The 22,629-nt window shown below is 45.6% G+C and carries 22 protein-coding genes and 1 pseudogene; 7 read left to right on the top strand and 16 right to left on the bottom strand.

What is annotated here, in order from left to right; translation table 11 throughout:
* Nucleotides 1-12: 12 nt before the first annotated feature.
* From J4N45_RS12825 to htpX, 9 genes are all read right to left on the bottom strand, one after another.
* Nucleotides 13-549 carry a DUF3833 domain-containing protein gene (locus tag J4N45_RS12825; RefSeq protein ID WP_252011677.1) on the bottom strand — a complete coding sequence of 179 codons (537 nt, stop codon included), beginning with the start codon at nt 547-549 and terminating at the stop codon, nt 13-15.
* Between the two features lie 12 nt (nt 550-561).
* Complete coding sequence (locus J4N45_RS12820; RefSeq protein WP_042476838.1) at nt 562-1,113, bottom strand: chalcone isomerase family protein; 552 nt, start codon at nt 1,111-1,113, stop codon at nt 562-564.
* Nucleotides 1,103-1,591, bottom strand: a complete 489-nt coding sequence (locus J4N45_RS12815; RefSeq protein WP_252011676.1) for a DUF2878 domain-containing protein — start codon at nt 1,589-1,591, stop codon at nt 1,103-1,105. Before J4N45_RS12815 ends, J4N45_RS12820 begins: the two co-directional genes overlap by 11 nt.
* Nucleotides 1,592-1,644: 53 nt before the next feature.
* A complete protein-coding gene (locus J4N45_RS12810; RefSeq protein ID WP_252011675.1) occupies nt 1,645-2,901 on the bottom strand; it encodes an SAM-dependent methyltransferase in 1,257 nt (418 codons plus the stop codon).
* Nucleotides 2,902-2,912: 11 nt separating this feature from the next.
* Nucleotides 2,913-3,686, bottom strand: coding sequence for a DUF1365 domain-containing protein (locus J4N45_RS12805; protein ID WP_252011674.1), 774 nt, complete (start codon nt 3,684-3,686; stop codon nt 2,913-2,915).
* On the bottom strand, nt 3,686-4,981 hold the full coding sequence (locus J4N45_RS12800; RefSeq protein ID WP_252011673.1) for an NAD(P)/FAD-dependent oxidoreductase: 1,296 nt from the start codon (nt 4,979-4,981) through the stop codon (nt 3,686-3,688). The genes J4N45_RS12805 and J4N45_RS12800 overlap by 1 nt, the downstream gene beginning before the upstream one ends.
* A gap of 20 nt (nt 4,982-5,001) precedes the next feature.
* Nucleotides 5,002-5,727, bottom strand: a complete 726-nt coding sequence (locus J4N45_RS12795) for an SDR family NAD(P)-dependent oxidoreductase (protein ID WP_252011672.1) — start codon at nt 5,725-5,727, stop codon at nt 5,002-5,004.
* 4 nt (nt 5,728-5,731) lie between these two features.
* Entirely contained in the window at nt 5,732-6,151 is a 420-nt protein-coding gene (locus tag J4N45_RS12790; protein ID WP_234495543.1) for a nuclear transport factor 2 family protein, read from the bottom strand.
* A gap of 183 nt (nt 6,152-6,334) precedes the next feature.
* The gene (htpX, locus tag J4N45_RS12785; protein ID WP_234495542.1) at nt 6,335-7,210 is read right to left on the bottom strand and encodes a protease HtpX; all 876 of its coding nucleotides are present in this window, start codon (nt 7,208-7,210) and stop codon (nt 6,335-6,337) included.
* Between the two features lie 382 nt (nt 7,211-7,592).
* On the opposite strand from htpX, the gene J4N45_RS12780 reads away from it, so the two are divergent.
* Complete coding sequence (locus J4N45_RS12780) at nt 7,593-7,760, top strand: hypothetical protein (protein WP_128648446.1); 168 nt, start codon at nt 7,593-7,595, stop codon at nt 7,758-7,760.
* A gap of 114 nt (nt 7,761-7,874) precedes the next feature.
* On the opposite strand, the gene topA is transcribed toward J4N45_RS12780, so the two are convergent.
* A complete protein-coding gene (topA, locus tag J4N45_RS12775; protein WP_234495541.1) occupies nt 7,875-10,508 on the bottom strand; it encodes a type I DNA topoisomerase in 2,634 nt (877 codons plus the stop codon).
* A 334-nt stretch (nt 10,509-10,842) separates the two neighbouring features.
* Here topA and J4N45_RS12770 point away from each other — a divergent pair, with 334 nt between their 5' ends.
* Nucleotides 10,843-11,088, top strand: coding sequence for a YciN family protein (locus tag J4N45_RS12770; protein ID WP_234495540.1), 246 nt, complete (start codon nt 10,843-10,845; stop codon nt 11,086-11,088).
* 50 nt (nt 11,089-11,138) lie between these two features.
* Here J4N45_RS12770 and aroA read toward each other — a convergent pair whose 3' ends face one another.
* Entirely contained in the window at nt 11,139-12,422 is a 1,284-nt protein-coding gene (aroA, locus tag J4N45_RS12765) for a 3-phosphoshikimate 1-carboxyvinyltransferase (RefSeq protein ID WP_252011671.1), read from the bottom strand.
* A gap of 192 nt (nt 12,423-12,614) precedes the next feature.
* On the opposite strand from aroA, the gene aat reads away from it, so the two are divergent.
* The 3 genes from aat (at nt 12,615) to infA (ending at nt 14,338) form a co-directional block, all read left to right on the top strand.
* Entirely contained in the window at nt 12,615-13,343 is a 729-nt protein-coding gene (gene aat / locus J4N45_RS12760; RefSeq protein WP_252011670.1) for a leucyl/phenylalanyl-tRNA--protein transferase, read from the top strand.
* Nucleotides 13,340-14,038 carry an arginyltransferase gene (locus J4N45_RS12755; protein ID WP_252011669.1) on the top strand — a complete coding sequence of 233 codons (699 nt, stop codon included), beginning with the start codon at nt 13,340-13,342 and terminating at the stop codon, nt 14,036-14,038. The genes aat and J4N45_RS12755 overlap by 4 nt, the downstream gene beginning before the upstream one ends.
* An 81-nt stretch (nt 14,039-14,119) precedes the next feature.
* Nucleotides 14,120-14,338: a translation initiation factor IF-1 gene (infA, locus tag J4N45_RS12750; RefSeq protein ID WP_001040192.1), complete on the top strand. Its 219-nt coding sequence runs from the start codon at nt 14,120-14,122 to the stop codon at nt 14,336-14,338.
* 122 nt (nt 14,339-14,460) lie between these two features.
* Here the strand turns inward: infA and clpA are convergent, their stop codons facing one another.
* Together clpA and clpS are read right to left on the bottom strand one after the other, a co-directional pair.
* Nucleotides 14,461-16,743: an ATP-dependent Clp protease ATP-binding subunit ClpA gene (gene clpA, locus J4N45_RS12745; protein WP_042476817.1), complete on the bottom strand. Its 2,283-nt coding sequence runs from the start codon at nt 16,741-16,743 to the stop codon at nt 14,461-14,463.
* A 41-nt stretch (nt 16,744-16,784) separates the two neighbouring features.
* Entirely contained in the window at nt 16,785-17,105 is a 321-nt protein-coding gene (clpS, locus tag J4N45_RS12740; protein WP_042476814.1) for an ATP-dependent Clp protease adapter ClpS, read from the bottom strand.
* Nucleotides 17,106-17,653: 548 nt separating this feature from the next.
* Here clpS and cspD point away from each other — a divergent pair.
* A complete protein-coding gene (cspD, locus tag J4N45_RS12735) occupies nt 17,654-17,875 on the top strand; it encodes a cold shock domain-containing protein CspD (protein WP_042476908.1) in 222 nt (73 codons plus the stop codon).
* A gap of 97 nt (nt 17,876-17,972) precedes the next feature.
* Here cspD and J4N45_RS12730 read toward each other — a convergent pair whose 3' ends face one another.
* A complete protein-coding gene (locus J4N45_RS12730) occupies nt 17,973-20,195 on the bottom strand; it encodes an NADP-dependent isocitrate dehydrogenase (protein ID WP_252011668.1) in 2,223 nt (740 codons plus the stop codon).
* Nucleotides 20,196-20,507: 312 nt separating this feature from the next.
* On the opposite strand from J4N45_RS12730, the gene J4N45_RS12725 reads away from it, so the two are divergent.
* Nucleotides 20,508-21,209, top strand: a complete 702-nt coding sequence (locus tag J4N45_RS12725) for a pseudouridine synthase (protein WP_252011667.1) — start codon at nt 20,508-20,510, stop codon at nt 21,207-21,209.
* A gap of 46 nt (nt 21,210-21,255) precedes the next feature.
* Here the strand turns inward: J4N45_RS12725 and J4N45_RS12720 are convergent.
* Together J4N45_RS12720 and J4N45_RS12715 are read right to left on the bottom strand one after the other, a co-directional pair.
* Nucleotides 21,256-22,095 (bottom strand): annotated as a pseudogene (locus J4N45_RS12720) (IS3 family transposase); the annotation flags it as partial.
* Nucleotides 22,095-22,598, bottom strand: a complete 504-nt coding sequence (locus J4N45_RS12715; protein WP_252011666.1) for a helix-turn-helix domain-containing protein — start codon at nt 22,596-22,598, stop codon at nt 22,095-22,097. The gene J4N45_RS12715 and the pseudogene J4N45_RS12720, both read right to left, overlap by 1 nt.
* Between the last annotated feature and the right edge of the window lie 31 nt (nt 22,599-22,629).

The raw sequence follows: 22,629 nt of genomic DNA, 5'->3' as shown, positions 1-22,629 counted from the left end.
ACTTTGGACTAGCTACTGCTTTTGGAAGAAAAGAGTAATCGTTCCGACTTCCATACCAAACTTGCGAATGCTGGTTAGGTTAAAAAGATGCTTGTCGTCCTGACGATACATCCAATCATCAAACGCTACGGTGTAAGTTGAGCCGTCAACTTCCAATTCAAAGTCGTACTGCCAACGAAGCGCATTGCCGACGACCTCTCCTTTGGCCTCTCCAATGATATCGTCCGCTCGACCTTTGTATGTTCCATCGGCTAACCTTTCTATCGTCCAAATACGCTGATCGAGTTCTCCGTCGTCAAACACAAAGTCTTCCACTAACGTAATCTGGTCGCCTTGCACAGTTCCGACAATCACCACCTCAAAGCGACGAGTTTGTTTGTCACTGTAGTCTTGTACCATGCCCCAAGCCTTAGTTTCCCCCTCAAAGTACTCGAACAAGTTAAACTCAGGTGTAGACCCTTGGTAATCCTTTAAATCAGCACTGCAAGCGCTCAGTAATAGGACGAGAGGGAATATCAAGCATCTTGCCAGCCACTGCACACGTTTCATTATTGTTCCTTATTATCGGTTCATACCTATAAGCTGTGCTCGCAGCTTAGGGTACTGAGTATTATTGCCCAACCAAATTGACAGAAACCCATCATTAAGCGACTCATCTTCAATACGCCCAACTTTCTGCATAGGTTTGTCACTGTTTAGATAGTAGAAACTGCCCGATGAACCGTCAGTCACATAAATAAGCTGATGGCCGTCTGCGACGCTCGGAAAAATGTCATACAGTTTGGCTATCCAGCGGCTGCGAGTTTCCTTGTCGATGCCCATTTTCTCCCATTGATCGAGCGTGGCTTCGAGTAGTTGCTCACGGCTAATGTCACGCTGGTATTCAATGCGCAACGCGACTGGATGAGGTGACACGTCGCTACTCAATGCATACGTGCCTTGCGGCGCGAGCAGCTGCGAGCGATATATATCAAAAAAGAGCCAAGAGAGCTGAGCCTCTCCAACGACCTTCCACTGCCCCCAACCTTCATAACTCACGGGTCTATCGCTGGTTGCAGAGGCGCTGCCCACAGCCAACGCTAAACATAATCCAAGTAACCCTTTAGCTTTCATGACTCACCTTCCGCTCTGAGTATGTGCTCAATCGTAGAACAACAAACACGATGGCAACCCATTGCAGAAACAGTAGCGCCATCATTGTAAAAATAGAAAAGTGTGTATCCACAGCGCCGAGCTTAAACCCTGCAAAGTAGCTGAGCGCTCCTGCCACACCACCTATCATTACTACGATAGAAATCGGATAAGAAGTCAGAAAGCTAGCAAGAAAGTACGCATACCAAGCGAAAATAAGCCATAGTGCCACGAGCCAAATAGGTAACAGCGCCGCATCAAATACCAAAACGCCCGTGAGTGCATTCGCACTATCAACAACTAAACCAAGCCCAACAATGGCGCCCCAGATGGGTAGAGACAGATTGAGCTTGTTGAAGGTGGTCGCAACGGTAACCACGGCGAGAGCAAGTGCGAGCCATTGAAATCGCTCTTGACCAAAAACGGACAGCGCCCACATCAACTCGAACCAGGTACTCACTATCAATAACTTCCATCCACGAGTCATGACCGCCCTACTCCACTTAGTTTTCGTTATTGGCCACGCTGAAACGTGATGTGCACTGTACTAATGCTCTTGGCTCTAAACCCGCCCTCGCAGTAGCAGAAATAATAGCGCCACATTCTAATAAAACGCTCATCGTAGCCGAGCTCACGCACTCGAGTGAGAGCGTTCTCAAAACGATGTCTCCAATCGACAAGCGTTTTGGCATAGTCTTGCCCGATATCAAATAGATCTCGAACAATAAGGTCAGTGTGCTTTGTACTATTAGCAGTGAGTGCCGTTATCGATGGTAAAAAGCCGCCAGGGAAGATGTACTTTTGGATGAAATCCACATTATCGGAGTAATAGTCGTAGCGTTGATCTGCGATGGTTATGGCTTGAATCGCCATCAACCCCTTGGGTTTTAGCAGCGACTGGCATTTTTTAAGATACGACACGAGAAATTGCTTACCAACGGCTTCGATCATTTCAATTGAAACAAGTTTGTCGTATTGCCCCTCAAGCAAGCGGTAGTCTTGCTTGAGCAAGGTAATCTTATCTCCGAGCCCCTCTTTCTCAACTTGCTGCTGAGCGTACGCGTATTGCTCTTCCGAGATTGTCGTTGTCGTCACGTGACAGCCGTAATGCTTCGCCATATAAATCGCCATGCCGCCCCAGCCTGTTCCGATTTCCATCACTTGATCGCTCGGCTTGAGTTTTAGCTGCTGGCACAGACGCTCCATTTTGTTGAGCTGTGCTTGTTCTAATGTATCAGTGTCTGCTTGGTAGATGCCTGACGAATATAACATTCTGCTATCCAAGAATGTTTCGTAGAGACTGTTGCCTAAATCGTAGTGGGCCTCGATGTTCTCTTTAGACTTAGTAACGGTATTTCTGTTTACCCAGTGACCAAGTTTGTACATGATTTTAGTGAGCATGCTCGATTTGTCTTCGATGGAATCAAGAGCAGCGAGGTTAAGGGCCATCAGCTCCATCAGGGCGGATAGATCGGGGCTGTCCCACCAGTCATCCATATACGCTTCGCCAGCCGCTATACTCCCACCTTGGAGCAAACGTCGGTAGAAATCAGGGTGTTTGACTTCGATAACCGCAGCAGGTTCATTCGACCGAGGGGCTCCGAAGCGTTCTTCAACTTTTCGACAGCTGTCGCCACTGGTGGAGAAGCTTTCAATGATAGTAAGCGTACCGATTTCTAGTTTTTGTAAACAACCAAACGCGACACCCTTGGCTGTTTTTTGGATGCCGGTTAACGTTTTCGGTACGTCTAGTGACGTTGTTTGTAACATTGGAATTCTCCCTAATTCTTAGAATTCGATTGCTGCGAAAATTCTTTATTTCTATCACCTGGGTGGTCGTATATTGGTACGCCTTTGCGCCATAGCTTAAACGCGTGCCAATAAATGCCTACCACTATTTTTACGGTAAGAATCGGAGTTTTGACCAGTTGCTTCATCAGCGAAGACGAATTAAACGGATGCGCCTTCATCTGCAACGTTGCGTCAAATACCTTGTTACCTTTGTGACAAGCCAAATGAACAAAAAGATTATCTTTCAGTGGCTTGAGCTTCCATTGGTATGTCTGCTCTATTGGGTTAAAAGGAGAAACATGAAAGGCTTTCTCATGCTGCCAGTTCTCACTATTCAGCCCTTGCTCGGCATTAACTGCGTAATAGTGCCTCTCATTCCACGGTGTATTACTCACTTCAGCCAATAAATAGCGCCACTGCCCATGCTCGTCATATAAATAGTAGAAATTAACCGGACTAAAATACAACCCGAGGTACCGAAGGTGGCACACAGCGATAACCTTGCCGTTAATTTTATCCCCTGTGAGTTCATGAACTTTCTCTTGTACCGCTGTTTTTAAGTCGCCTTCACCGAGGTAGTCCTCACGCTTGAACCTAGCCCAATGCCACCAGCGCACACCAAAACCCCACACGTTTTTGCTCAGCATATCCAATTCATCAAGATCGATCGCAGGCATAAACAGCGGATAAGAGAGGCTGTGTTTTGTCGGCACAAAGCGACGATGCCCAACCTCTCCAATCATTAGGCGACTAGCAAGCTCCATTAGGCAGCTCCTCTTGACAGCGCACCTTGTTCATTTTGAAGTGAAGCCTCTTCTTGAATACCACGTATAACGTCCAGTGCGCTTCTTACGCCGTCTTCATGGAATCCGTTATACCAATAGGCACCACAGAACCATGTATTTCGACGTCCCCACAGCTCCTCGCGACGCTGCTGGGCGGCAATGCTCTCGGTTGTAAATACCGGATGGCTGTAGTTAAAAGTCCTGAGGATTTTTGAAGGCTCGATCTTGGCTGCCGAGTTCAGCGATACACAGAAGGTAGACTCTGACTCAATATGCTGCAGAATGTTCATGTTGTAAGTGAGTGTCGGTAATCGCTGCTGCTCATCATCGCCGCCATCCAAGGCGTAATTCCAAGATGCCCACGCTGCTTTGCGTTTTGGTAACAAGCTAATATCGCGATGCAAGACGACTTCGTTTTGCTGATATTCCATCGCCCCTAAAATCTCTTTCTCGTCGTCTGAGTGCTCTTCAAGCATATTGAGCGCTTGGTCGCTATGACAAGCGAAGATAACTCTATCGAACTGTTCCGTGCCGCCATTAGATGTCACTTTCACTCCCAACGAATCACGTTCCACTTTACTCACCGGAGAGTTCAAACGGATTCGATCCGCGAATCCTTTGGTGAGCGGGTCGATATAAGCTCTTGAGCCACCTTCTATGACATACCACTGAGGGCGGTCTACGACGTCAAGTAGTCCGTGGTTTAAGAAAAATCGCAAGAAGAAACGAAGCGGAAATGAGCGCATGTCGGCCAGCGTCGATGACCAAATTGCAGCGCCCATTGGTAGGATATAGTTTTGGGTGAAATAATCTGAGAACTCGTTGGTCGCTAAAAACTCACCGAGAGTTTGCTCACTCATGTTTGTATTGTCTGCGGAGGCTTTGGCGAGCTTATTAAAACGCAGTATCTCGAAGATAAACCGATAAAAGGTTGGACTGAGTAAGTTTCTCTTCTGAGCGAACAAAGTAGGTATGGTGTGCCCGTTGTACTCCAATCCATTCGATGCGTTTTTAACGCTGAAGCTCATTTGGGTCGGCACGCCTCTCACTCCAATCTCATTCATCATCTTAATGAAATTGGGATAGGTTCTGTCGTTGTACACAATGAAACCTGTGTCTACCGCATAGCCTTTGCCATCGACTTCCACATCAACAGTGGCCGTATGTCCACCAATGTAATCATTGGCTTCGTACAGGGTAATGTCATGGTCTTTATGTAGATAGTAACCACACGTTAAGCCTGAAATTCCAGTTCCTACTATTGCTATTTTCATTGTTATTATCCTTGACCGTCTTAAAGAAGTTTACCTACCAACCTTGTTTGCCAACTGTAAGGTAATGCTGCAATTACCCTAAGTATTGAGGTAAACCGTTTTGGGAAATAGATAGTTTTTTGGCGCTTTTCGATGCCTTTTCGTATTGCCGATGATGCCTCTTCGGGCGTCACTATCATCGGCATATCAAAATCGTTTTTGTCTGTGAGCGGCGTTTTCACAAAGCCCGGGAATACGCAACTCAGCATGACTCCCTTTGATTTCCAATCTAACTGGAGTGTGCGGGTGATATAAGTGATTGCCGCTTTAGAAGCACCATAGGCCTCTGCTCTAGGGAGTGCGAGTTCACCCGCTATCGAACTCACCACGACGACATGGTGCTGCGCATCGAGTCGCTCCTGGATCGCTTCCAAAACGTTCACGCTGCCTATCACGTTTATATTCATCACACGAGCGACAAGCTGTGCATCCAAAACGCCATCATCAATATATTCGCAGTCTCCTGCGTTGATAATCCACAGTGTTGGCGGCACTGCGAGTGAGCTCACAGCTTGTTTAACCTGAACTGAGTCTGTGACATCAAAGCTAAGCGTCGATACGTTCTCTCGCCCTGCTTTGACCTCTTCTAGCTTGGTTTGTGAACGACCGCATGCGTAGACGTGGTGACCTTGGGCAGCAAAGTCTTCAGCCAACTGCCGCCCAATGCCGGATGATGCGCCCGTGATAAACACTGCTTGGTGTGTCATAGAATCACTTCCCTAGCCTTTGCTTGATGTTTTTTATCACCGCGCCAAGAAGAGGAATGTTCTCGTACAGCATCTCTCCTAGGTCAAAGTAGTCGCGGTGATAAATAACGCGATCACCTTTAAAACGGATATGGCTGACACCGTTAACCTCAACAGGTTGCCCCCCGTTTAACTTTGGGTGCTTGAGTTTCATAGTCCAGGTCAGGAAGCCAGTGTCGTCTACCTGTTGGTGATGCTGAATGGAGAAGTCACATTGAATGACGTTAGTGTAGAGAGAATCAAAATATGCGGACAGTTGATCCCAGCCTTCGAAACGATGCGCTGAATCTTCAAATACCACATCCTTGTGATAGAGGTCTTCGAGCAAATACAGGTTGTCTTTGCTTAGTTTTTCATAAACCTCACTGACGGCTTCGATATTCATAACAACCCTTTGTTAGTTATACATTTGTTCTCAATGTACAAGTTAGTACACCTTAAAAGTTATACAAGTTTTTGCATTTTCAATTTTTGTATAACTATTACGGCGGGCTGTTTTGAAAAGATCAAAAAAAAGCTTGGAAAATTTTCCAAGCTTTTTAATGGGTTCGGTTTAATTAACGTCGTATCAGTACTGTTGGCTACGCAACGCGTCAATACGCTTTTCTAGTGGCGGGTGGCTCATAAGAAGCTCAGTCATAGAGCGCTTACCATTGATACCAAATGCCATCATTGAGCCTTCCAGTTGCGACTCTTGGCTCATCTTCAAACGCTCAAGCGCTGCAATCATCTTATGTTTACCAACAAGCTGCGCTGCACCAGCGTCCGCATGGAATTCTCTGTGTCGGCTGTACCACATAGTGATAAAGCTCGCTAAGAAGCCAAATACCAGCTCTAGTACCATAGATACGCCGAAGTAAACCATCATACTAGTGCCACCTTCTCCCTCTTCATTAGAGTTGTTTGAAGCAACGATGTTGGCAATAAAGCGCGATAGGAAGATAACGAAAGTGTTCACTACACCTTGCATTAGCGTCATAGTGACCATGTCACCATTAGCGATGTGGCTAACTTCGTGAGCAAGCACCGCCTCTGCTTCGTCTCTCGTCATGCTGTGCAACAGCCCTGATGAAACTGCAACCAATGAATCATCGCGTTTTGCACCTGTTGCAAACGCATTGATGTCAGGTGAGTCATAGATAGCGACCGTTGGCATACCAATGCCAGCTTGCTGAGCCTGACGCCCAACCGTTTCTAGCAACCAGTGTTCAGTTTCATTACGTGGGCTTTCGATAACCATGCCGCCTACAGAGCGCAAAGCCATGCTCTTTGACATCATCAAAGAGATAAATGAACCACCGAAGCCAAACACGGCGGCCATTATGAGTAACCCTGACAGGCTGCCTGGCTGCAAGCCCGTTGTCGCGTAGACGATATTGAGCACTATGCTCAACACCAGTACCACGGCAAGGTTAGTCGCTAAAAAGAGTGCTATACGCTTCATTTACATTTCTCCAGATCAAGAAGCTCTATATTGTACAAATGCCTTTGTCGTTGTTTTCGGGTTCATCACTCTACAAAGAGTTTGAGATCCAAGTGGCATTTTTCGAATCTAATATATACATAGTGTCGTAGTTTTGAAATTCAAGTTTAAGCTTTAAATTGCAACAAAGCATTAATCTTTTGACTACTTTATAGAGAATAACATCTTGATATCGCGAAGCTATTACAAAGACGCGACCAACGTGCTTCATAGTGTACGTCAATTGAGCATTTTGATAGCTAATGTGAGACAGTGAAGTCTTAGACTTTAGTCTTATTGTGAGTATGACTACGACAAGATAAAGTCCACATAGTCCAAAGCCCATGTTGAAAAGGAAAATACCATGGTAGAAAACAACAACTTTCAGATGGCCATCGATCTACTGTGCTGCCACTTGGGAATCAGTGAAGATGAGGCTCGTGAGCAACTTGGTATCAGCGACATCAGTGACGTAGATACGCACATCATGGAAACCCAGTCAGCTTTAGTGGGTCTGTCTGAAGACAAGTAAGTACAGCATCTATTGAGTCGGGGCTGCGATTGTATCGTAGCCCCGATTTTTTATGTCTCACAGGTACAAAAAAGCCTGACTTGAGCAACAAGTCAGGCTTAATGAGTTTAGTGCTTAAGACTCTTTCTTAGGCTTTTTGCGTTTGTCGGTAATTTCCCACTTACCGTCAACATAAAGGCCTGTCCATCCTGAAGGCTTACCTTCGATCTCTGAGCGAATGTAGTTCTCTTTCGTCTTTCGGCTAAAACGAACGACCGTAGGACGACCATCAGGGTCCTCTGTAGGTGCTTCTGCTAGATAGACAAACTTCGGTGAAAGACGCTCTTTAAAGCGTGCCAGCTCACTTACTAACGGAGCACGAGTCTCGCGAGATTTAGGGAAGTTACTCGCCGCCATGAACAGACCAGAAGCACCATCACGCAATACAAAGTACGCATCTGAGTTTTCACATGGCAACTCAGGGAAGTGCACAGGATCTTCTTTCGGAGGCGCGATCTCACCATTTTTTAGGATCTTACGAGTGTTCTTACAGTTTTCGTTTGTGCAATCCATGTACTTACCAAAACGGCCATTTTTAAGAACCATTTCAGAACCACATTTATCACACTCAACCGTCGGACCATCATAGCCTTTAACCTTAAATTCGCCGTGCTCAACAACATAGCCTTCACAGTTCGGGTTATTACCACATACGTGAAGTTTGCGCTTGTCATCAATAAGGTACGCGTCCATCGCAGTTTCACAGATAGGACAGCGCTTCTTAGCGCGAAGTGCCGCAGTCTCAACGTCTTCTTCTAGAACATTGATGATGCCTTCTTCATCGCCAAGGTTGATCGTTGTTTTACAGCGCTCTTTTGGCGGCAGTGCGTAACCAGAACAACCAAGGAATACACCAGTAGATGCCGTGCGAATACCCATAGGGCGACCACATGTTGGACACTCAATATCAGTCTCAACAATATGGTTTGGCTTCATACCACCGTGGTCTTCATCCAGTTCAGCTTTACCAAGGTCGGTTGTGAACTCTTCGAAGAACTCATTTAGAACCTGCTTCCAGTTGGTCTCACCTTCAGCGATTTGGTCGAGCCTCTGCTCCATACGAGCGGTGAAGTCGTAGTTCATCAAATCTGTAAAGCTGTCATCCAAACGGTCGGTAACAATCTCACCCATTTTCTCGGCGTAGAAACGGCGCTGCTCCACTTTCACATAGCCACGGTCTTGAATCGTCGAGATGATAGAAGCATAAGTAGAAGGACGACCAATACCGCGCTTCTCTAGCTCTTTAACCAAAGCAGCTTCCGTGAAGCGCGCTGGCGGCTTAGTAAAGTGCTGTTTTGGATCCAGTGCAACAAGGTCAAGCTTATCGCCTAGTTGTACTGCAGGAAGAATCGCGTCTTCATTCTTGCCCATTGGACGTTGAACACGAGTCCAACCATCAAACTTAAGAATACGGCCTTTCGCTTTAAGCGTGTAATCATCTGCCTTAACGCTGATTGTCGTTGAATCGTATTTTGCTGGTGTCATTTGACACGCAACAAACTGATTCCAAATCAACGCATACAGCTTATGAGCGTCCGCTTCCACGCCATTTAAGTCGTCAACTTTTACATTCACGTCAGATGGACGAATCGCTTCGTGCGCTTCTTGTGCACCTTCTTTACTACCGTAAAAGTTTGGTTTCGCCGGTAGGTATTCGCCGCCAAACTCACTATCGATAAAGCCGCGTACAGCGTCTACCGCTTCCGCACTCAAGTTTGTTGAGTCAGTACGCATGTAGGTGATGTAACCCGCTTCATAGAGTCGTTGAGCAAGCATCATGGTCTTTTTAACACCATAACCTAAGCGTGTACTTGCCGCTTGCTGGAGTGTCGACGTGATGTACGGTGCCGAAGGCTTGCTTTGCGTCGGACGATCTTCGCGTTTACAAACTTCATAAACCGCTTTATCTAACGTCGCGACAGCGGCTTGCGCCTCGGTTTCGTTGGCAGGCTTAAACGCTTTACCTTGCTTTTGAGCAACAAGTAAACGGAAGTCTGTTTTATCTGTTGTTTTGGTGTCGGCATGAATATCCCAGAACTCTTCAGGAATAAACGCATTGATTTCACGCTCACGTTCAACCAATAGTTTTACTGCCACAGACTGTACTCGACCTGCAGACAAGCCTCTCGCTACTTTTTTCCATAGCAGAGGAGACACCATAAAGCCCACTACTCGGTCGAGGAAACGACGAGCTTGCTGAGCATTAACACCATCCATATTCAGCTCGCCAGGATCCTGGAACGCTTGCTGGATAGCATTTTTAGTAATTTCGTTAAAGACCACACGCTTGTATCGCTCTTCATCGCCACCGATGATCTCACGAAGGTGCCATGCGATAGCTTCTCCTTCGCGGTCCAAATCGGTTGCGAGATAAACGTGGTCAGCGTCTTTTGCAAGCTTTTGTAGCTCAGCCACTACCTTTTCTTTGCCAGGTAGTACTTGATAATTTGCCGCCCAATCGTCGTATGGGTTGATACCCATCTTTTTAATGAGTGCCTTACGGTCTTTTTCTTTTTTAATGCGTGCTTTTTCTTCAGCACTTAAGCCTTTGGTAGACACCGCTGCTGCTTTTTTACCTGTACTCTGACCGGCTGTCGGCAAATCACGTACGTGACCCACACTCGACTTAACAATAAAGTCTTTACCGAGGTACTTATTAATGGTTTTAGCTTTAGCAGGTGACTCCACTATAACTAGTGACTTTCCCATAATGACACTAACGTCCTATATCACATTGCGACATTTAATCGCACGATGTTCGAAATGTATGCTTCTTTTTTACTATTGAGCGAGAACAAAAGAAGGTCAACCTGTTTTTTTACAATCAGACGCTAATTGGTCGACAAATGTCCGATTGAAACGGGCTCGCCATTTAAAAAATGGCGCAATATTAAACGTCATTTACCCAAGTTGACTAGCAACAATAATCAAAATTTGTGGCAAATCACAAATTGCTGCTAACTATAGCTGAGATATTTGTCCTTGCAAAATGTGTTGTCACTCATAAACTACCGCAAAAGCCATATATATAGAGGACATCAATATGTCACAAAGAAAGCCAATCTCTCAATTCGACCTTTTGTTGATTGCGAATCAGGTCATTCAAGAGCACGAAGACTTCATCGAAGGTATGCGTGCTGACAGCGTTGAAGAAAAAGACGGTGTATTAGTATTTAAGGGCAATTATTTCTTGGATGACAATGGTCTTCCAACTGAAAAAACAACGGCTGTATTCAACATGTTCAAATACTTAGCCCACCACCTTTCAAAAGAATTTACTGTCGAATAACGACTCAATAGATTAAAAAAGCGCCCTATCTTACGAGAGGGCGCTTTTTATTATGACTGGCTTAGACCTTCTAGCTTGTCAAAGTAATCTGGGAATGTCTTTGACGTACACTTAGGGTCATTGATAGTCACTGGAGTGTCACTTAGCGCAACCAGTGAAAAACACATCGCCATACGGTGGTCATCGTATGTATCAATCGCAGCGTGCTTCAGATCTTTCGTTGGCTCAACAATGATATAGTCTTCACCTTCTTCTACGGTAGCACCGACTTTACGCAGTTCAGTAGCCATCGCAGCCAAGCGATCCGTCTCTTTTACACGCCAGTTGTAAACATTACGGATAGCCGTCGTCCCTTTGGCAAAAAGTGCTGTGGTCGCAATTGTCATCGCCGCATCCGGAATATGGTTGTAATCCATATCGATACCGACAAGTTCACCCTTGCGACATAGGATATAGTCATCACCCCATTCAATATCAGCGCCCATCTTCTCAAGCGCGTCTGCGAAATGGATATCGCCTTGAATGCTGTTTTTCCCGATACCCGTCACTTTAATCTCGCCGCCCTTGATGGCTGCTGCCGCTAGGAAATATGAGGCAGAGGATGCATCGCCTTCAACGAGGAATTGACCTGGTGATTGGTACTGTTGACCACTTTTGACAACAAAGTTCTGATAATCTTGGTTTTCAACTTCCACACCAAACTGCTTCATGATGTGTAAGGTGATATCAATATATGGCTTAGAAACCAACTCGCCAACAATCTCAATGGTAACGTCTGATTCAGCAAGTGGCGCTGACATCAAAAACGCAGTTAAAAACTGACTCGAAATTGAGCCATCTATTTTAACGTGACCGCCTTTCAGGCCCGTACCCTTAATATTGAGTGGTGGGTAGTTTTCGTTCTCTAGATAAGTGATGTCCGCCCCTGCCTCTACAAGCGCATCAACCAAGTGACCGATTGGACGCTCTTTCATGCGAGGCTCGCCAGTCAAGACGAACTCACCTTTGCCTAAACAAAGTGCCGCGGCGAGTGGACGCATTGCTGTCCCCGCGTTACCCAGAAATAGCTCGGTTGAAGAGTCTACAAAAAAAGCCTTACCTAAACCTTTGACAACACATTGAGTTTTATCCGCAGATAACTGATACTCGACGCCCAGTTTAGTAAGGGCATTCAGCATGTGTCGAATGTCATCACTATCGAGCAAATTAGTTAGGGTAGTTGTACCCTCGGCTAGCGCAGCCAGCAGTAATGCACGATTGGAAACGCTTTTAGAACCAGGAAGATTCACCGTTCCTGATACTTTCTGAATTGGTTGTAATGTTAAGCTTTCCATTGGGGTGTTTAATCCTTTGCTGATACTTCGGTCCTAACGTGAAGTATCCTCTATAATTCTTCGTACTGGCAGACTATCGAAAATAAAGAATGAGCGCCACCCCTAAAACTGCTAACGGCGGTTAAAAATCAGGCAAACAGGTACTAGCCAACTAGTACGCCGAAAAATAAAGGAAATCAGAGCCTATTCCGTATGACCATATATCTTCCAGAACTAGACAGTCATGACCTAAGCTTCCCTTCGCCATTTGAGGCTTTAGATGAACCTAACGGTTTACTCGCTTTTGGTGGTGACCTGAGTCCGCAACGACTCATTAGTGCCTATAAGAGCGGCGTTTTTCCTTGGTTTGGACCCAATGAACCTCTTTTGTGGTGGAGTCCTTCTCCGCGAGCCGTTTTCTTCCCAGAATCTTTCCAACCCTCGAAAAGCTTACGAAAATTCCAACGTAAGCACGGTTATCAGGTCACCATAAATAAAGATACGGCTTCGGTAATTGGGTTTTGCTCCAGTACTCGGCCACTGGAAGAAACCTGGCTAAATGACGATATGCAAGCTGCATACATTGAGCTCGCTAACCAAGGTCATTGTCACTCTGTCGAAGTATGGCAAAACCAGAAGTTAGTGGGCGGTCTCTATGGTCTTTCTATCGGAAAGGTATTTTGCGGCGAGTCCATGTTTTCTCTAGCAACCAATGCGTCCAAAATCGCCCTTTGGTATTTCTGCGAACACTTTACTTTGAACGGAGGAAAGCTGATCGACTGCCAAGTCATGAACTCTCACCTGCAATCCCTCGGCGCGACAGAATTGGATCGAGTCTCATTCTTGGAAAAGCTGTATCAATATCAACAATCCGCTGTAGAACGTTCCTGTTTTGAGCACCAGACGCTATCATTGCCTATAGAGAGGAGTGAGAGTAGATGAACATGGCCTTGCAACAAATTCGTATTGGACTGAGTCGACAGCAGCCTTGCAGTTATATTCCATCAAAGGAAGAACGTGTCGCGATCGTCCTTGAAAAGGAGATGCACAGCGGGGAAAACTTCGAAATGCTGCTCGCCAATGGCTTTCGCCGCAGTGGCAATACACTCTACAAGCCACAATGTGATACGTGCCAGGCCTGTCAAGCTCTAAGGGTAGCAGTGCAAGACTTCAGCCCTTCAAAAAGTCAAAAACGACTATGGTCAAAAGGCAAACATCTGCGTTGGGAAATCCGTAGCCAACTCGACGAAAAGTGGTTTGAACTCTATGCCAAATATATCGAAGGAAGGCACGCTTCTGGAAGCATGTATCCCCCTCGTGAAAAAGAGTTTTTTGAATTCGCCGATTGCACTTGGTTAACCATGCATTACCTTCACATCTATGACGGAGAAGATCTGGTTGCCATCGCTATTACGGATATACTTGAAAACAGCGCTAGTGCTTTCTACACCTTTTTTGATCCAGACTATGAGCTGTCATTAGGGACTTACGCGGTGTTGTGCCAGTTAGAATACTGTCGCCAGTACAACAAGCAGTGGCTCTACTTGGGCTATCAAATCGATGATTGCTCCGCTATGAACTACAAAACCCGCTTCCAACGTCATCAAAGGCTAGTAAATCAGCGTTGGCAAGGGTAGAATACACCGCAACTTTACATATTGAGATTTTAGCGGCACAATGCTCGCCGTTAAAAACGCCACATTTCGAAAGAGGATTAAATGGCTAAAGAAGACGTAATTGAGATGCAAGGCACTGTTCTTGATACTCTACCAAACACAATGTTCCGTGTTGAACTAGAAAACGGTCACGTAGTTACTGCACACATCTCTGGTAAGATGCGTAAGAACTACATCCGTATCCTTACTGGTGACAAAGTAACTGTAGAGATGACTCCATACGACCTATCTAAAGGCCGCATCGTCTTCCGCGCTCGTTAATCTACGATTGTCGAATGCAATAAAAAACGGAGCTCTCGGCTCCGTTTTTTATTGTGATCTCTACATCAGATACTAAAAAGCGTACCCGAATGGGTACGCTTTTTTATTACTCTTCGCGACTATTAGTGATGCGCCTCAGCCGCTTCCTTTGAACCGATATATTCGAATGCTAGATCATCCTCTTCCAAAGAAACACGCACCGTACCGCCATCAACTAAGCTACCAAACAACAGCTCGTTGGCCAGAGGCTTTTTAAGCTTGTCTTGGATGACACGACCCATTGGACGTGCCCCCATGGTCTTGTCGTAACCTTTGACAGCTAACCAGTCACGTGCTTCATCAGACACCTCTAGAGACACTCCGCGTGAATCTAGTTGCGCTTGCAGCTCAACAATAAACTTGTCGACCACTTGGTGAATGACAACATCATCTAAGCTGTTGAACCAGATGATACCGTCAAGGCGGTTACGGAACTCTGGCGTGAACACACGCTTAATCGCACCCATCGCGTCAGGTTTGTGGTCTTGCTGGATAAGACCAATCGATTTCTTCTCTGTCTCGGTTACACCGGCATTACTGGTCATGACCAAAATGACATTTCGGAAATCGGCTTTGCGGCCATTGTTGTCCGTCAGCGTACCATTATCCATCACTTGCAACAGCAGGTTGAAGATATCTGGGTGAGCCTTCTCAATCTCATCGAGAAGAACGACAGAGTGCGGATGCTTAATAACAGCGTCAGTCAATAGACCGCCTTGGTCATAACCTACATAGCCCGGAGGTGCACCGATCAAACGGCTGACAGAATGTCTTTCGCCGTATTCAGACATATCAAAGCGAAGCAATTCGATGCCCAGCAGTTTCGACAGCTGAACGGTCACTTCAGTTTTACCTACCCCAGTAGGACCTGCGAACAAGAACGAACCTACAGGTTTATCCTCATTGCCAAGACCTGCGCGAGTCATCTTGATCGCTTCACTAAGCACATCGATCGCTTGGTCCTGTCCGAATACCAACATCTTCATCTTCTCATCAAGATTCTGAAGAATGTCTTTGTCAGAAGAAGACACTGATTTCTCTGGGATCCTAGCCATCTTAGCCACCATAGCTTCGATGTCCGCCACACCAACAGTTTTCTTGCGACGGCTGGCAGGAACCAAGCGGCTACGAGCACCAGCTTCATCGATTACATCAATGGCTTTGTCTGGAAGGTGACGCTCATTAATGTATTTAGCAGACAGCTCTACCGCAGCACGCAGTGCTTTGTTGGTATAACGTACTTCGTGGTGCTCTTCGTACTTAGGCTTCAAGCCCATTAAAATCTTAGTGGTGTCATCCAAAGATGGTTCCACCACGTCAATTTTCTGGAATCGACGAGACAGCGCACGCTCTTTGTCAAAGATGTTGCTGTATTCTTGGTAGGTCGTCGAACCGATACAGCGCAATTTACCACTACTCAATAGAGGTTTAATCAAGTTAGCGGCGTCAACTTGACCACCAGACGCAGCACCTGCTCCTATGATGGTGTGAATTTCATCAATGAATAGGATGGCATCGTCTTCTTTCTCAAGCTGTTTCAGGATTGCCTTGAAGCGTTTCTCGAAGTCACCGCGATATTTGGTGCCCGCAAGAAGCGAACCGATATCCAGAGAATAGATAACGCTGTCTTTGATGACTTCAGGCACTTGACCTTCGACGATTCTCCACGCAAGGCCTTCTGCAATAGCCGTCTTACCAACACCCGCTTCACCCACTAATAACGGGTTGTTTTTACGACGTCGGCAAAGGACTTGAATTGTACGCTCTAGCTCTTTGTCACGGCCAATGAGAGGATCGATATTCCCCGCTTTTGCAACTTGGTTTAGATTGGTTGCAAAACTCTCTAAACGGTCTTCGCTGTTGGCATCTTCAATGCTTTCGCTGCTACCGCCCAACGAGCCACTAGAAGGCTCATCACCTGAAGGGCCGGCATTCTTGGTGATCCCGTGTGAGATAAAGTTAACAATGTCTAGTCGGCTAATGTCATTCTTCTTTAAAAGATAAGCCGCATGAGATTCCTGCTCGCTGAAAATGGCGACCAGAACGTTGGCTCCAGTCACTTCACTGCGACCAGATGATTGAACATGGAAGACGGCACGCTGAAGTACTCGTTGGAAACTAAGCGTAGGCTGGGTTTCTCTTGTATCGTCAGAGTCTGGAATGAGTGGAGTAGTTTGATCGATGAAGATATCCAACTCATTACGCAACGTTTCTAGGTTAGCGTTGCATGCTGTTAGGGCCTCTTTAGCCGAGTCATTTTCCAACAAAGCTAAAAGGAGATGCTCTACGGTCATGAATTCATGTCTTTTGTCGCGGGCACGAGCGAATGCACCGTTCAGACTCGATTCTAGTTCTTTATTCAGCATAAGTACCTCCTAAGGAATGGCAAGCGCCATTCAAGCGAAAATTAGGCTTTTTCCATGGTACACAAAAGTGGGTGTTCATGTTCCCTTGAATACATGGTCACTTGAGCAACTTTCGTTTCAGCAACTTCAGCAGTGTAGGTGCCACAGACGGCTTTACCTTCATAGTGTACAGCTAGCATCACCTGTGTTGCTTTATCCTCGTTGAGTGAAAAAAAGCGTTCCAAGATTTCTACAACAAAGTCCATCGGGGTGTAATCATCGTTATTGAGGATAACGTTATACAGCGCCGGTGGCTCAACCTTAGTTTTTTCTTTCTCCAATAAATCTGAGTCTGGAGTCACCCATTCAAAATTTTTACTCATGGCCAGATGTTCGAGAGTTTTCTTAAAAATTCATCACAATGTGACAGTATCTAGTCTGAGCTTCTCAGCTAAGTTGCTTTCAATCTGCCACTCGAAAAACATCTCTTATTAAGAGACTAATGCACCAATTGTATCGCTGCAAACAAAACAATGCTATTAGTGTGTGTCACATATGAGCCACGTTGAAAAAAGTTATCCTCCCTCCCCTCTAGCATACAGTAAGCCTATGTAAACAGAAGCGTTTCATTGCACATTTGTTAAAACCAAAGCGCATATGTATAGAATATGTAGTTATTTATACTAGTTTCCTATTGACTACGCTCAATGTTTGACTAGAGTGGTTAACTAGTGACTAAAATTTAACAAGTTTTGAATCAGTATGCCCCAGCGTATGGGAAATTTCTCACAGTGAACTCGCTGATTTTGGCTAGCCACTGGTGCTAAATACGATGATTTGGAGCTAATAGTCTCATGGAGTCAGTAGATTTACCGAAGGTCAGTATCTTCTACCACAACTTCAGTTACAAAATGCATGAGGGATGTATAGCATGGCGACAGGTACAGTAAAATGGTTTAACAATGCCAAGGGATTTGGCTTTATTTGTCCAGAGGGTGAAGACGGCGATATTTTCGCGCACTACTCAACAATCAAAATGGATGGCTACCGCACTCTAAAAGCAGGGCAGCAAGTCAACTACGAAGTAGAAGAAGGGCCAAAGGGCTACCACGCAAGCTCGGTCACTCCGGTAGAAGGTGATTTAGCGAAGTAGTAAAGCACAACAAATCCAATCCAACGTTACAACAGAAGTACTGACCACAGGATCAAAAAAAACCACCCGAAGGTGGTTTTTTTATATCTAATCACTATTAGCCGATAATACTATTCAGCGTCGCGCTTGGGCGCATTAGTGAAGACGCTTTCGCGTCATTCGGTTGATAGTAGCCGCCAAGATCACCTACAACGCCTTGAGCGTTATTCAATTCAGAAACGATGATGCTTTCGTTAGACGCCAGTTGCTCGGCAATCGGTGCAAATTCTTCTGCTAATGCTGCATCTTCAGTTTGAACCGCGAGAGCTTGAGCCCAGTAGAGTGCCAGGTAGTAGTGAGAACCACGGTTGTCTAGCTCACCCACTTTACGTGAAGGTGACTTGTTTTCGTCTAGGAACTTACCCGTCGCTGAGTCTAGAGCTTTCGCGAGTACATTTGCTTTCTCTTTGCCAGAAACCACCGCTAGGTGCTCTAGAGAAGCAGCTAAGGCTAAGAACTCACCCAAAGAATCCCAACGTAGGTGGTTTTCTTTTTGTACTTGCTGAACGTGCTTAGGCGCAGAACCACCAGCACCGGTCTCAAACAGACCACCACCATTCATCAGTGGAACGATAGACAGCATTTTTGCTGACGTACCCAGTTCTAGAATTGGGAACAAATCGGTTAGGTAGTCACGAAGTACGTTACCTGTTACCGAGATAGTGTCTAGACCTTCTTTAATACGCTCAAGCGAGAATAGTGTTGCTTCTAGCGGCGCCTTGATATGGATCTCTAGACCTGCTGTGTCGTGCTGAGGAAGGTACTGATTCACTTTCTTAATCAGCTCTGCATCGTGTGCACGATTTTCGTCTAGCCAGAACACGGCTGGTGTGCTTGAAGCGCGTGCACGTGTTACCGCCAACTTGACCCAGTCTTGAATCGGCGCGTCTTTCACCTGACACATACGGAAGATATCGCCTTCCTCAACGGATTGTTCAATAAGAACATTGCCCTCTGTATCAACGACAGAAACCGTACCCGCATCACTCATAATAAAGGTTTTATCGTGAGAGCCGTACTCTTCTGCTTTTTGCGCCATCAAGCCCACGTTAGGTACGCTACCCATCGTCGTTGGATCGAACGCACCGTGCTGCTTACAGAAGTCGATAACCGCTTGATAGATGCTTGCGTAGCTGCGATCTGGGATCATCGCTTTCGTGTCTTTTTGCTTACCATCTGGACCCCACATCTGGCCAGAAGAGCGCAGCATTGCCGGCATCGATGCATCAACAATGATGTCACTAGGTACGTGCAGGTTAGTAATACCACGATCCGAATCAACCATAGCCAGTGGAGGCTGTGTCTCGTATACCGCTGCTAGATCAGCTTCAATTTCCGATTTCTGCGCTGCTGGCAATGATGCAATCTTCGCATACACATCACCGATACCGTTATTGACATCAACGCCCAGCTCATTGAAAAGCTCGCCATGCTTGTCAAATACCGCTTTGTAGTAAACCTTAACGGCGTGACCAAAGATGACCGGGTCAGATACCTTCATCATGGTCGCTTTCATATGCAGAGAAAGTAGCACATCTTGTTTCTTAGCGTCTTCAATTTGCTCTTCGAAGAACGCAACAAGCGCGTTTTTATTCATTACAGAAGCGTCAATGATTTCGCCTGCTTGCAATGCAACTTTTTCTTTAAGTACTTTTGTCTCACCTGCCGATGAAGTGAACTGAATCTTCACATCGGTTGCGCCTGTCGTCGTTACTGACTTTTCACTACCGAAGAAATCGCTATCAGACATGCTTGAAACATGAGACTTAGAATCTGATGCCCACGCGCCCATTGAGTGAGGATTTTTCTTTGCGTAATTTTTCACAGACAGTGGCGCGCGACGGTCTGAGTTACCTTCACGCAGTACTGGGTTTACAGCACTGCCTTTAATTTTGTCATAAACCGCTTTAACGGCTTCTTGCTCTGCATTTGCAGGCTCTTCCGGGTAATCTGGAAGATCGTAGCCATTCGCTTGAAGTTCTTTGATAGCAGCTTGTAGCTGAGGAATCGATGCAGAGATGTTTGGTAGTTTAATGATGTTTGCTTCTGGTGTTTTGGCTAGTTCGCCAAGCTCTGCTAACGCATCACCAATGCGTTGTTCTTCTTTGAGATAGTCAGGGAAGTTGGCAATGATACGCCCTGCTAGTGAAATATCTCTTGTTTCAACATCAATACCTGAAGACGCGGTGAATGACTGAATGATCGGTAGCAATGAATATGTTGCCAGCGCTGGCGCTTCATCAGTAATGGTATAGATGATTGTCGGCTTTTCTGTAGGCATGAAATTTCCCTATCGTTCTAATCGGGCTGAGCACCCTTTATCAATTAACGCCTCCATTTGGACGGCGTAAACGTTTTGACTGGACACCAATTCGAAAGCAAACCTAAGGCAACTGCAGATGAAAACTCATCGTTTTGGCGTAGTTTTGTTCAGTCAAACGAAATCCTAAGCACTTATAATTAAACAAAATTGGTCAATTAGTCTATTATCTTGTGCGTTATTCCTGTTTTTGAGCGCGCTCATGATAGCTCAAAACACCCGTAGACAAAACTAAACCACACAGTTCGTTTACATTTTTGCAAGGTAGTTAACATGACGATTAAAACAACGCGTAAGGGTTCCCAGCGAGTTTCGCGTTCTTCATCGAGTCAATTCAAACAAAAAAGTCATGGTCAAAGGGCGAATCAAAAACGTCGTTCAGGCAACCCAAAGCGGACCGAAAAGAAGCGACCTGCCCCGAGTGAAAGAAAAGTGATTCTGTTCAATAAGCCCTACGACACCTTAAGTCAATTTACTGATGGCGAGGGAAGAAAAACGCTCGCAGACTACATCCCGATAAAAGATGTTTACGCCGCAGGCCGGCTTGATCGCGATAGCGAAGGTTTAATGGTGCTGACCAACGATGGCGTCTTGCAGGCAAGACTGACGCAACCTCAATCAAAGTCTGAAAAGACCTATTGGGTGCAAGTCGACGGTGATCCATCCGAAACAGAGTTAGACAAGCTAAGAAGTGGCGTGACGCTGAAAGATGGGCCGACACTTCCTGCCAAAGTCGAGCGCATGGACGCCCCTATGGTTTGGGAGCGACACCCTCCTGTGCGTTTTCGCGCTAATATCCCAACGACTTGGCTAAGTGTCACTATCATTGAAGGGCGAAATCGTCAGGTGCGCCGTATGACCGCACATATTGGTTTCCCGACTCTTAGATTAATTCGCGCGAAAATGGGGCGGTTCAGCCTAGATGAGTTGCAACCTGGCGAATGGAAAGAGATCCCAGTTACGCAGCTAGACTAAAAAAACGCCGCTGATTTGAACTGACCCCATAAAGTTGGACTCATTTCTAAGCGGCTGCTAAGGCTTGATTTCGATATGCTATCGGACTCAGGCCTTTTAACTTCAGCTTAATTCGTTCGTTATTGTAATAGTCTATGTATTCTCTAATTCTTTCAATCAGTTCATCTGCACTTTTAAAGACTTCGTTATGATACATCTCTGTCTTGAGTATTCCGAAGAAGTTCTCAGCAACCGCATTGTCTAAGCAATTCCCTTTTCTAGACATACTTTGAGCGAGCCCTTTCTTCTTGAGATGGTTTTGATACGCCTTATTTTGATACTGCCAGCCTTGGTCTGAATGCACGATGGGATTCTCATGCTTTTTAAGTGTCTTTATCGCCTTTTTTATCATGTCAGTGACCAAGGGTAATGCTGCTGACTTACGCACCTCATAACTCACGACTTCTTGGTTGAATAAGTCGATAACGGGTGACAGATAAACCTTCTGACCATCGACTTTAAACTCGGTCACATCCGTTACCCACTTTTGGTTCGGTTTGTTGGCATTGAATTCTCTTTTTAATAAGTCCGAAGCGATCCGCCCAACTTCGCCTTTGTATGATTTGTATCTCTTGGGCCTGACCTTGGACCTAAGACCAAGCTCAATCATAAGACGTTGAACTCGTTTATGGTTAATCACCATGCCTGCCTTCCTCAAGGTGCATGTGATTCTGCGATATCCATAGCGCCCTTTGTGTTGCTGATAGATATCACGTATTTGCCTTTTTAAACTCGATTCAGAGTATGACTCCTGTGTTGTATTACGATGATAGTAATACACACTTCGGGCTAACCCAGTAGCTTTGAGTAAATGGTGCAAGCGGTACTTTGCCTTGAGCTCATCGACTACGAGTGTCTTTGCTTTGCTTTTTTCTTTTTGGCTTGAGCCAAGGCCTCTAACTTTTTTAGGACAGCATTCTCTGCACGTAAATACTCAAGTTCCTCTCTTAGTTCTTTCTCTGTCATCTGCTCAGATGGCTTAGGTTTAAGAGAGTGGTTTGTCATGCAAGGTCTGCCTTTTTTCTGTGGTTTAAGCCGGGATATACCCTGCTGAGCATAAAGCTTTTGCCATTGAAATAGTATCCCTGGAGACGATAAATCAAAGTAAGCACTGGTATATCTTAAGGACCAGTTATTAATACGCATAGTCTTTAGAACTTCTAGTTTAAAGTCTTGACTATAGGGAGCTTGCTCGTGACGAAAGCTATTTTCCCCATGAATTTGATAAACCGACACCCAATAACGAATTTGGTCTGACGATACTCCGAATTTAAGGGCAAGAGCTCTTGACCCCTCGTGTTGTGCATACTTAGCCAATTTTAGCTTGAATGCTCTGTGGTGTTTGGACATAAAAAGACCCCCAGTAATTGGAATGTCCAAC

The sequence above is a fragment of the Vibrio sp. SCSIO 43140 genome (assembly GCF_023716585.1).
Classification (GTDB): domain Bacteria; phylum Pseudomonadota; class Gammaproteobacteria; order Enterobacterales; family Vibrionaceae; genus Vibrio; species Vibrio maritimus_B.
The sequence above is the reverse complement of the archived record's forward strand: the minus strand, read 5'-3'. Positions and strand labels throughout refer to the sequence as shown.

Coding starts and splice junctions, on each gene's coding strand:
- J4N45_RS12825 (WP_252011677.1), bottom strand. CDS start 549: ATGAAACGTGTGCAGTGGCTGGCAAGATGCTTGATATTCCCTCTCGTC.
- J4N45_RS12820 (WP_042476838.1), bottom strand. CDS start 1,113: ATGAAAGCTAAAGGGTTACTTGGATTATGTTTAGCGTTGGCTGTGGGC.
- J4N45_RS12810 (WP_252011675.1), bottom strand. CDS start 2,901: ATGTTACAAACAACGTCACTAGACGTACCGAAAACGTTAACCGGCATC.
- J4N45_RS12805 (WP_252011674.1), bottom strand. CDS start 3,686: ATGGAGCTTGCTAGTCGCCTAATGATTGGAGAGGTTGGGCATCGTCGC.
- J4N45_RS12800 (WP_252011673.1), bottom strand. CDS start 4,981: ATGAAAATAGCAATAGTAGGAACTGGAATTTCAGGCTTAACGTGTGGT.
- J4N45_RS12795 (WP_252011672.1), bottom strand. CDS start 5,727: ATGACACACCAAGCAGTGTTTATCACGGGCGCATCATCCGGCATTGGG.
- J4N45_RS12790 (WP_234495543.1), bottom strand. CDS start 6,151: ATGAATATCGAAGCCGTCAGTGAGGTTTATGAAAAACTAAGCAAAGAC.
- htpX (WP_234495542.1), bottom strand. CDS start 7,210: ATGAAGCGTATAGCACTCTTTTTAGCGACTAACCTTGCCGTGGTACTG.
- J4N45_RS12780 (WP_128648446.1), top strand. CDS start 7,593: ATGGTAGAAAACAACAACTTTCAGATGGCCATCGATCTACTGTGCTGC.
- topA (WP_234495541.1), bottom strand. CDS start 10,508: ATGGGAAAGTCACTAGTTATAGTGGAGTCACCTGCTAAAGCTAAAACC.
- J4N45_RS12770 (WP_234495540.1), top strand. CDS start 10,843: ATGTCACAAAGAAAGCCAATCTCTCAATTCGACCTTTTGTTGATTGCG.
- aroA (WP_252011671.1), bottom strand. CDS start 12,422: ATGGAAAGCTTAACATTACAACCAATTCAGAAAGTATCAGGAACGGTG.
- aat (WP_252011670.1), top strand. CDS start 12,615: ATGACCATATATCTTCCAGAACTAGACAGTCATGACCTAAGCTTCCCT.
- J4N45_RS12755 (WP_252011669.1), top strand. CDS start 13,340: ATGAACATGGCCTTGCAACAAATTCGTATTGGACTGAGTCGACAGCAG.
- infA (WP_001040192.1), top strand. CDS start 14,120: ATGGCTAAAGAAGACGTAATTGAGATGCAAGGCACTGTTCTTGATACT.
- clpA (WP_042476817.1), bottom strand. CDS start 16,743: ATGCTGAATAAAGAACTAGAATCGAGTCTGAACGGTGCATTCGCTCGT.
- clpS (WP_042476814.1), bottom strand. CDS start 17,105: ATGAGTAAAAATTTTGAATGGGTGACTCCAGACTCAGATTTATTGGAG.
- cspD (WP_042476908.1), top strand. CDS start 17,654: ATGGCGACAGGTACAGTAAAATGGTTTAACAATGCCAAGGGATTTGGC.
- J4N45_RS12730 (WP_252011668.1), bottom strand. CDS start 20,195: ATGCCTACAGAAAAGCCGACAATCATCTATACCATTACTGATGAAGCG.
- J4N45_RS12725 (WP_252011667.1), top strand. CDS start 20,508: ATGACGATTAAAACAACGCGTAAGGGTTCCCAGCGAGTTTCGCGTTCT.
- J4N45_RS12715 (WP_252011666.1), bottom strand. CDS start 22,598: ATGTCCAAACACCACAGAGCATTCAAGCTAAAATTGGCTAAGTATGCA.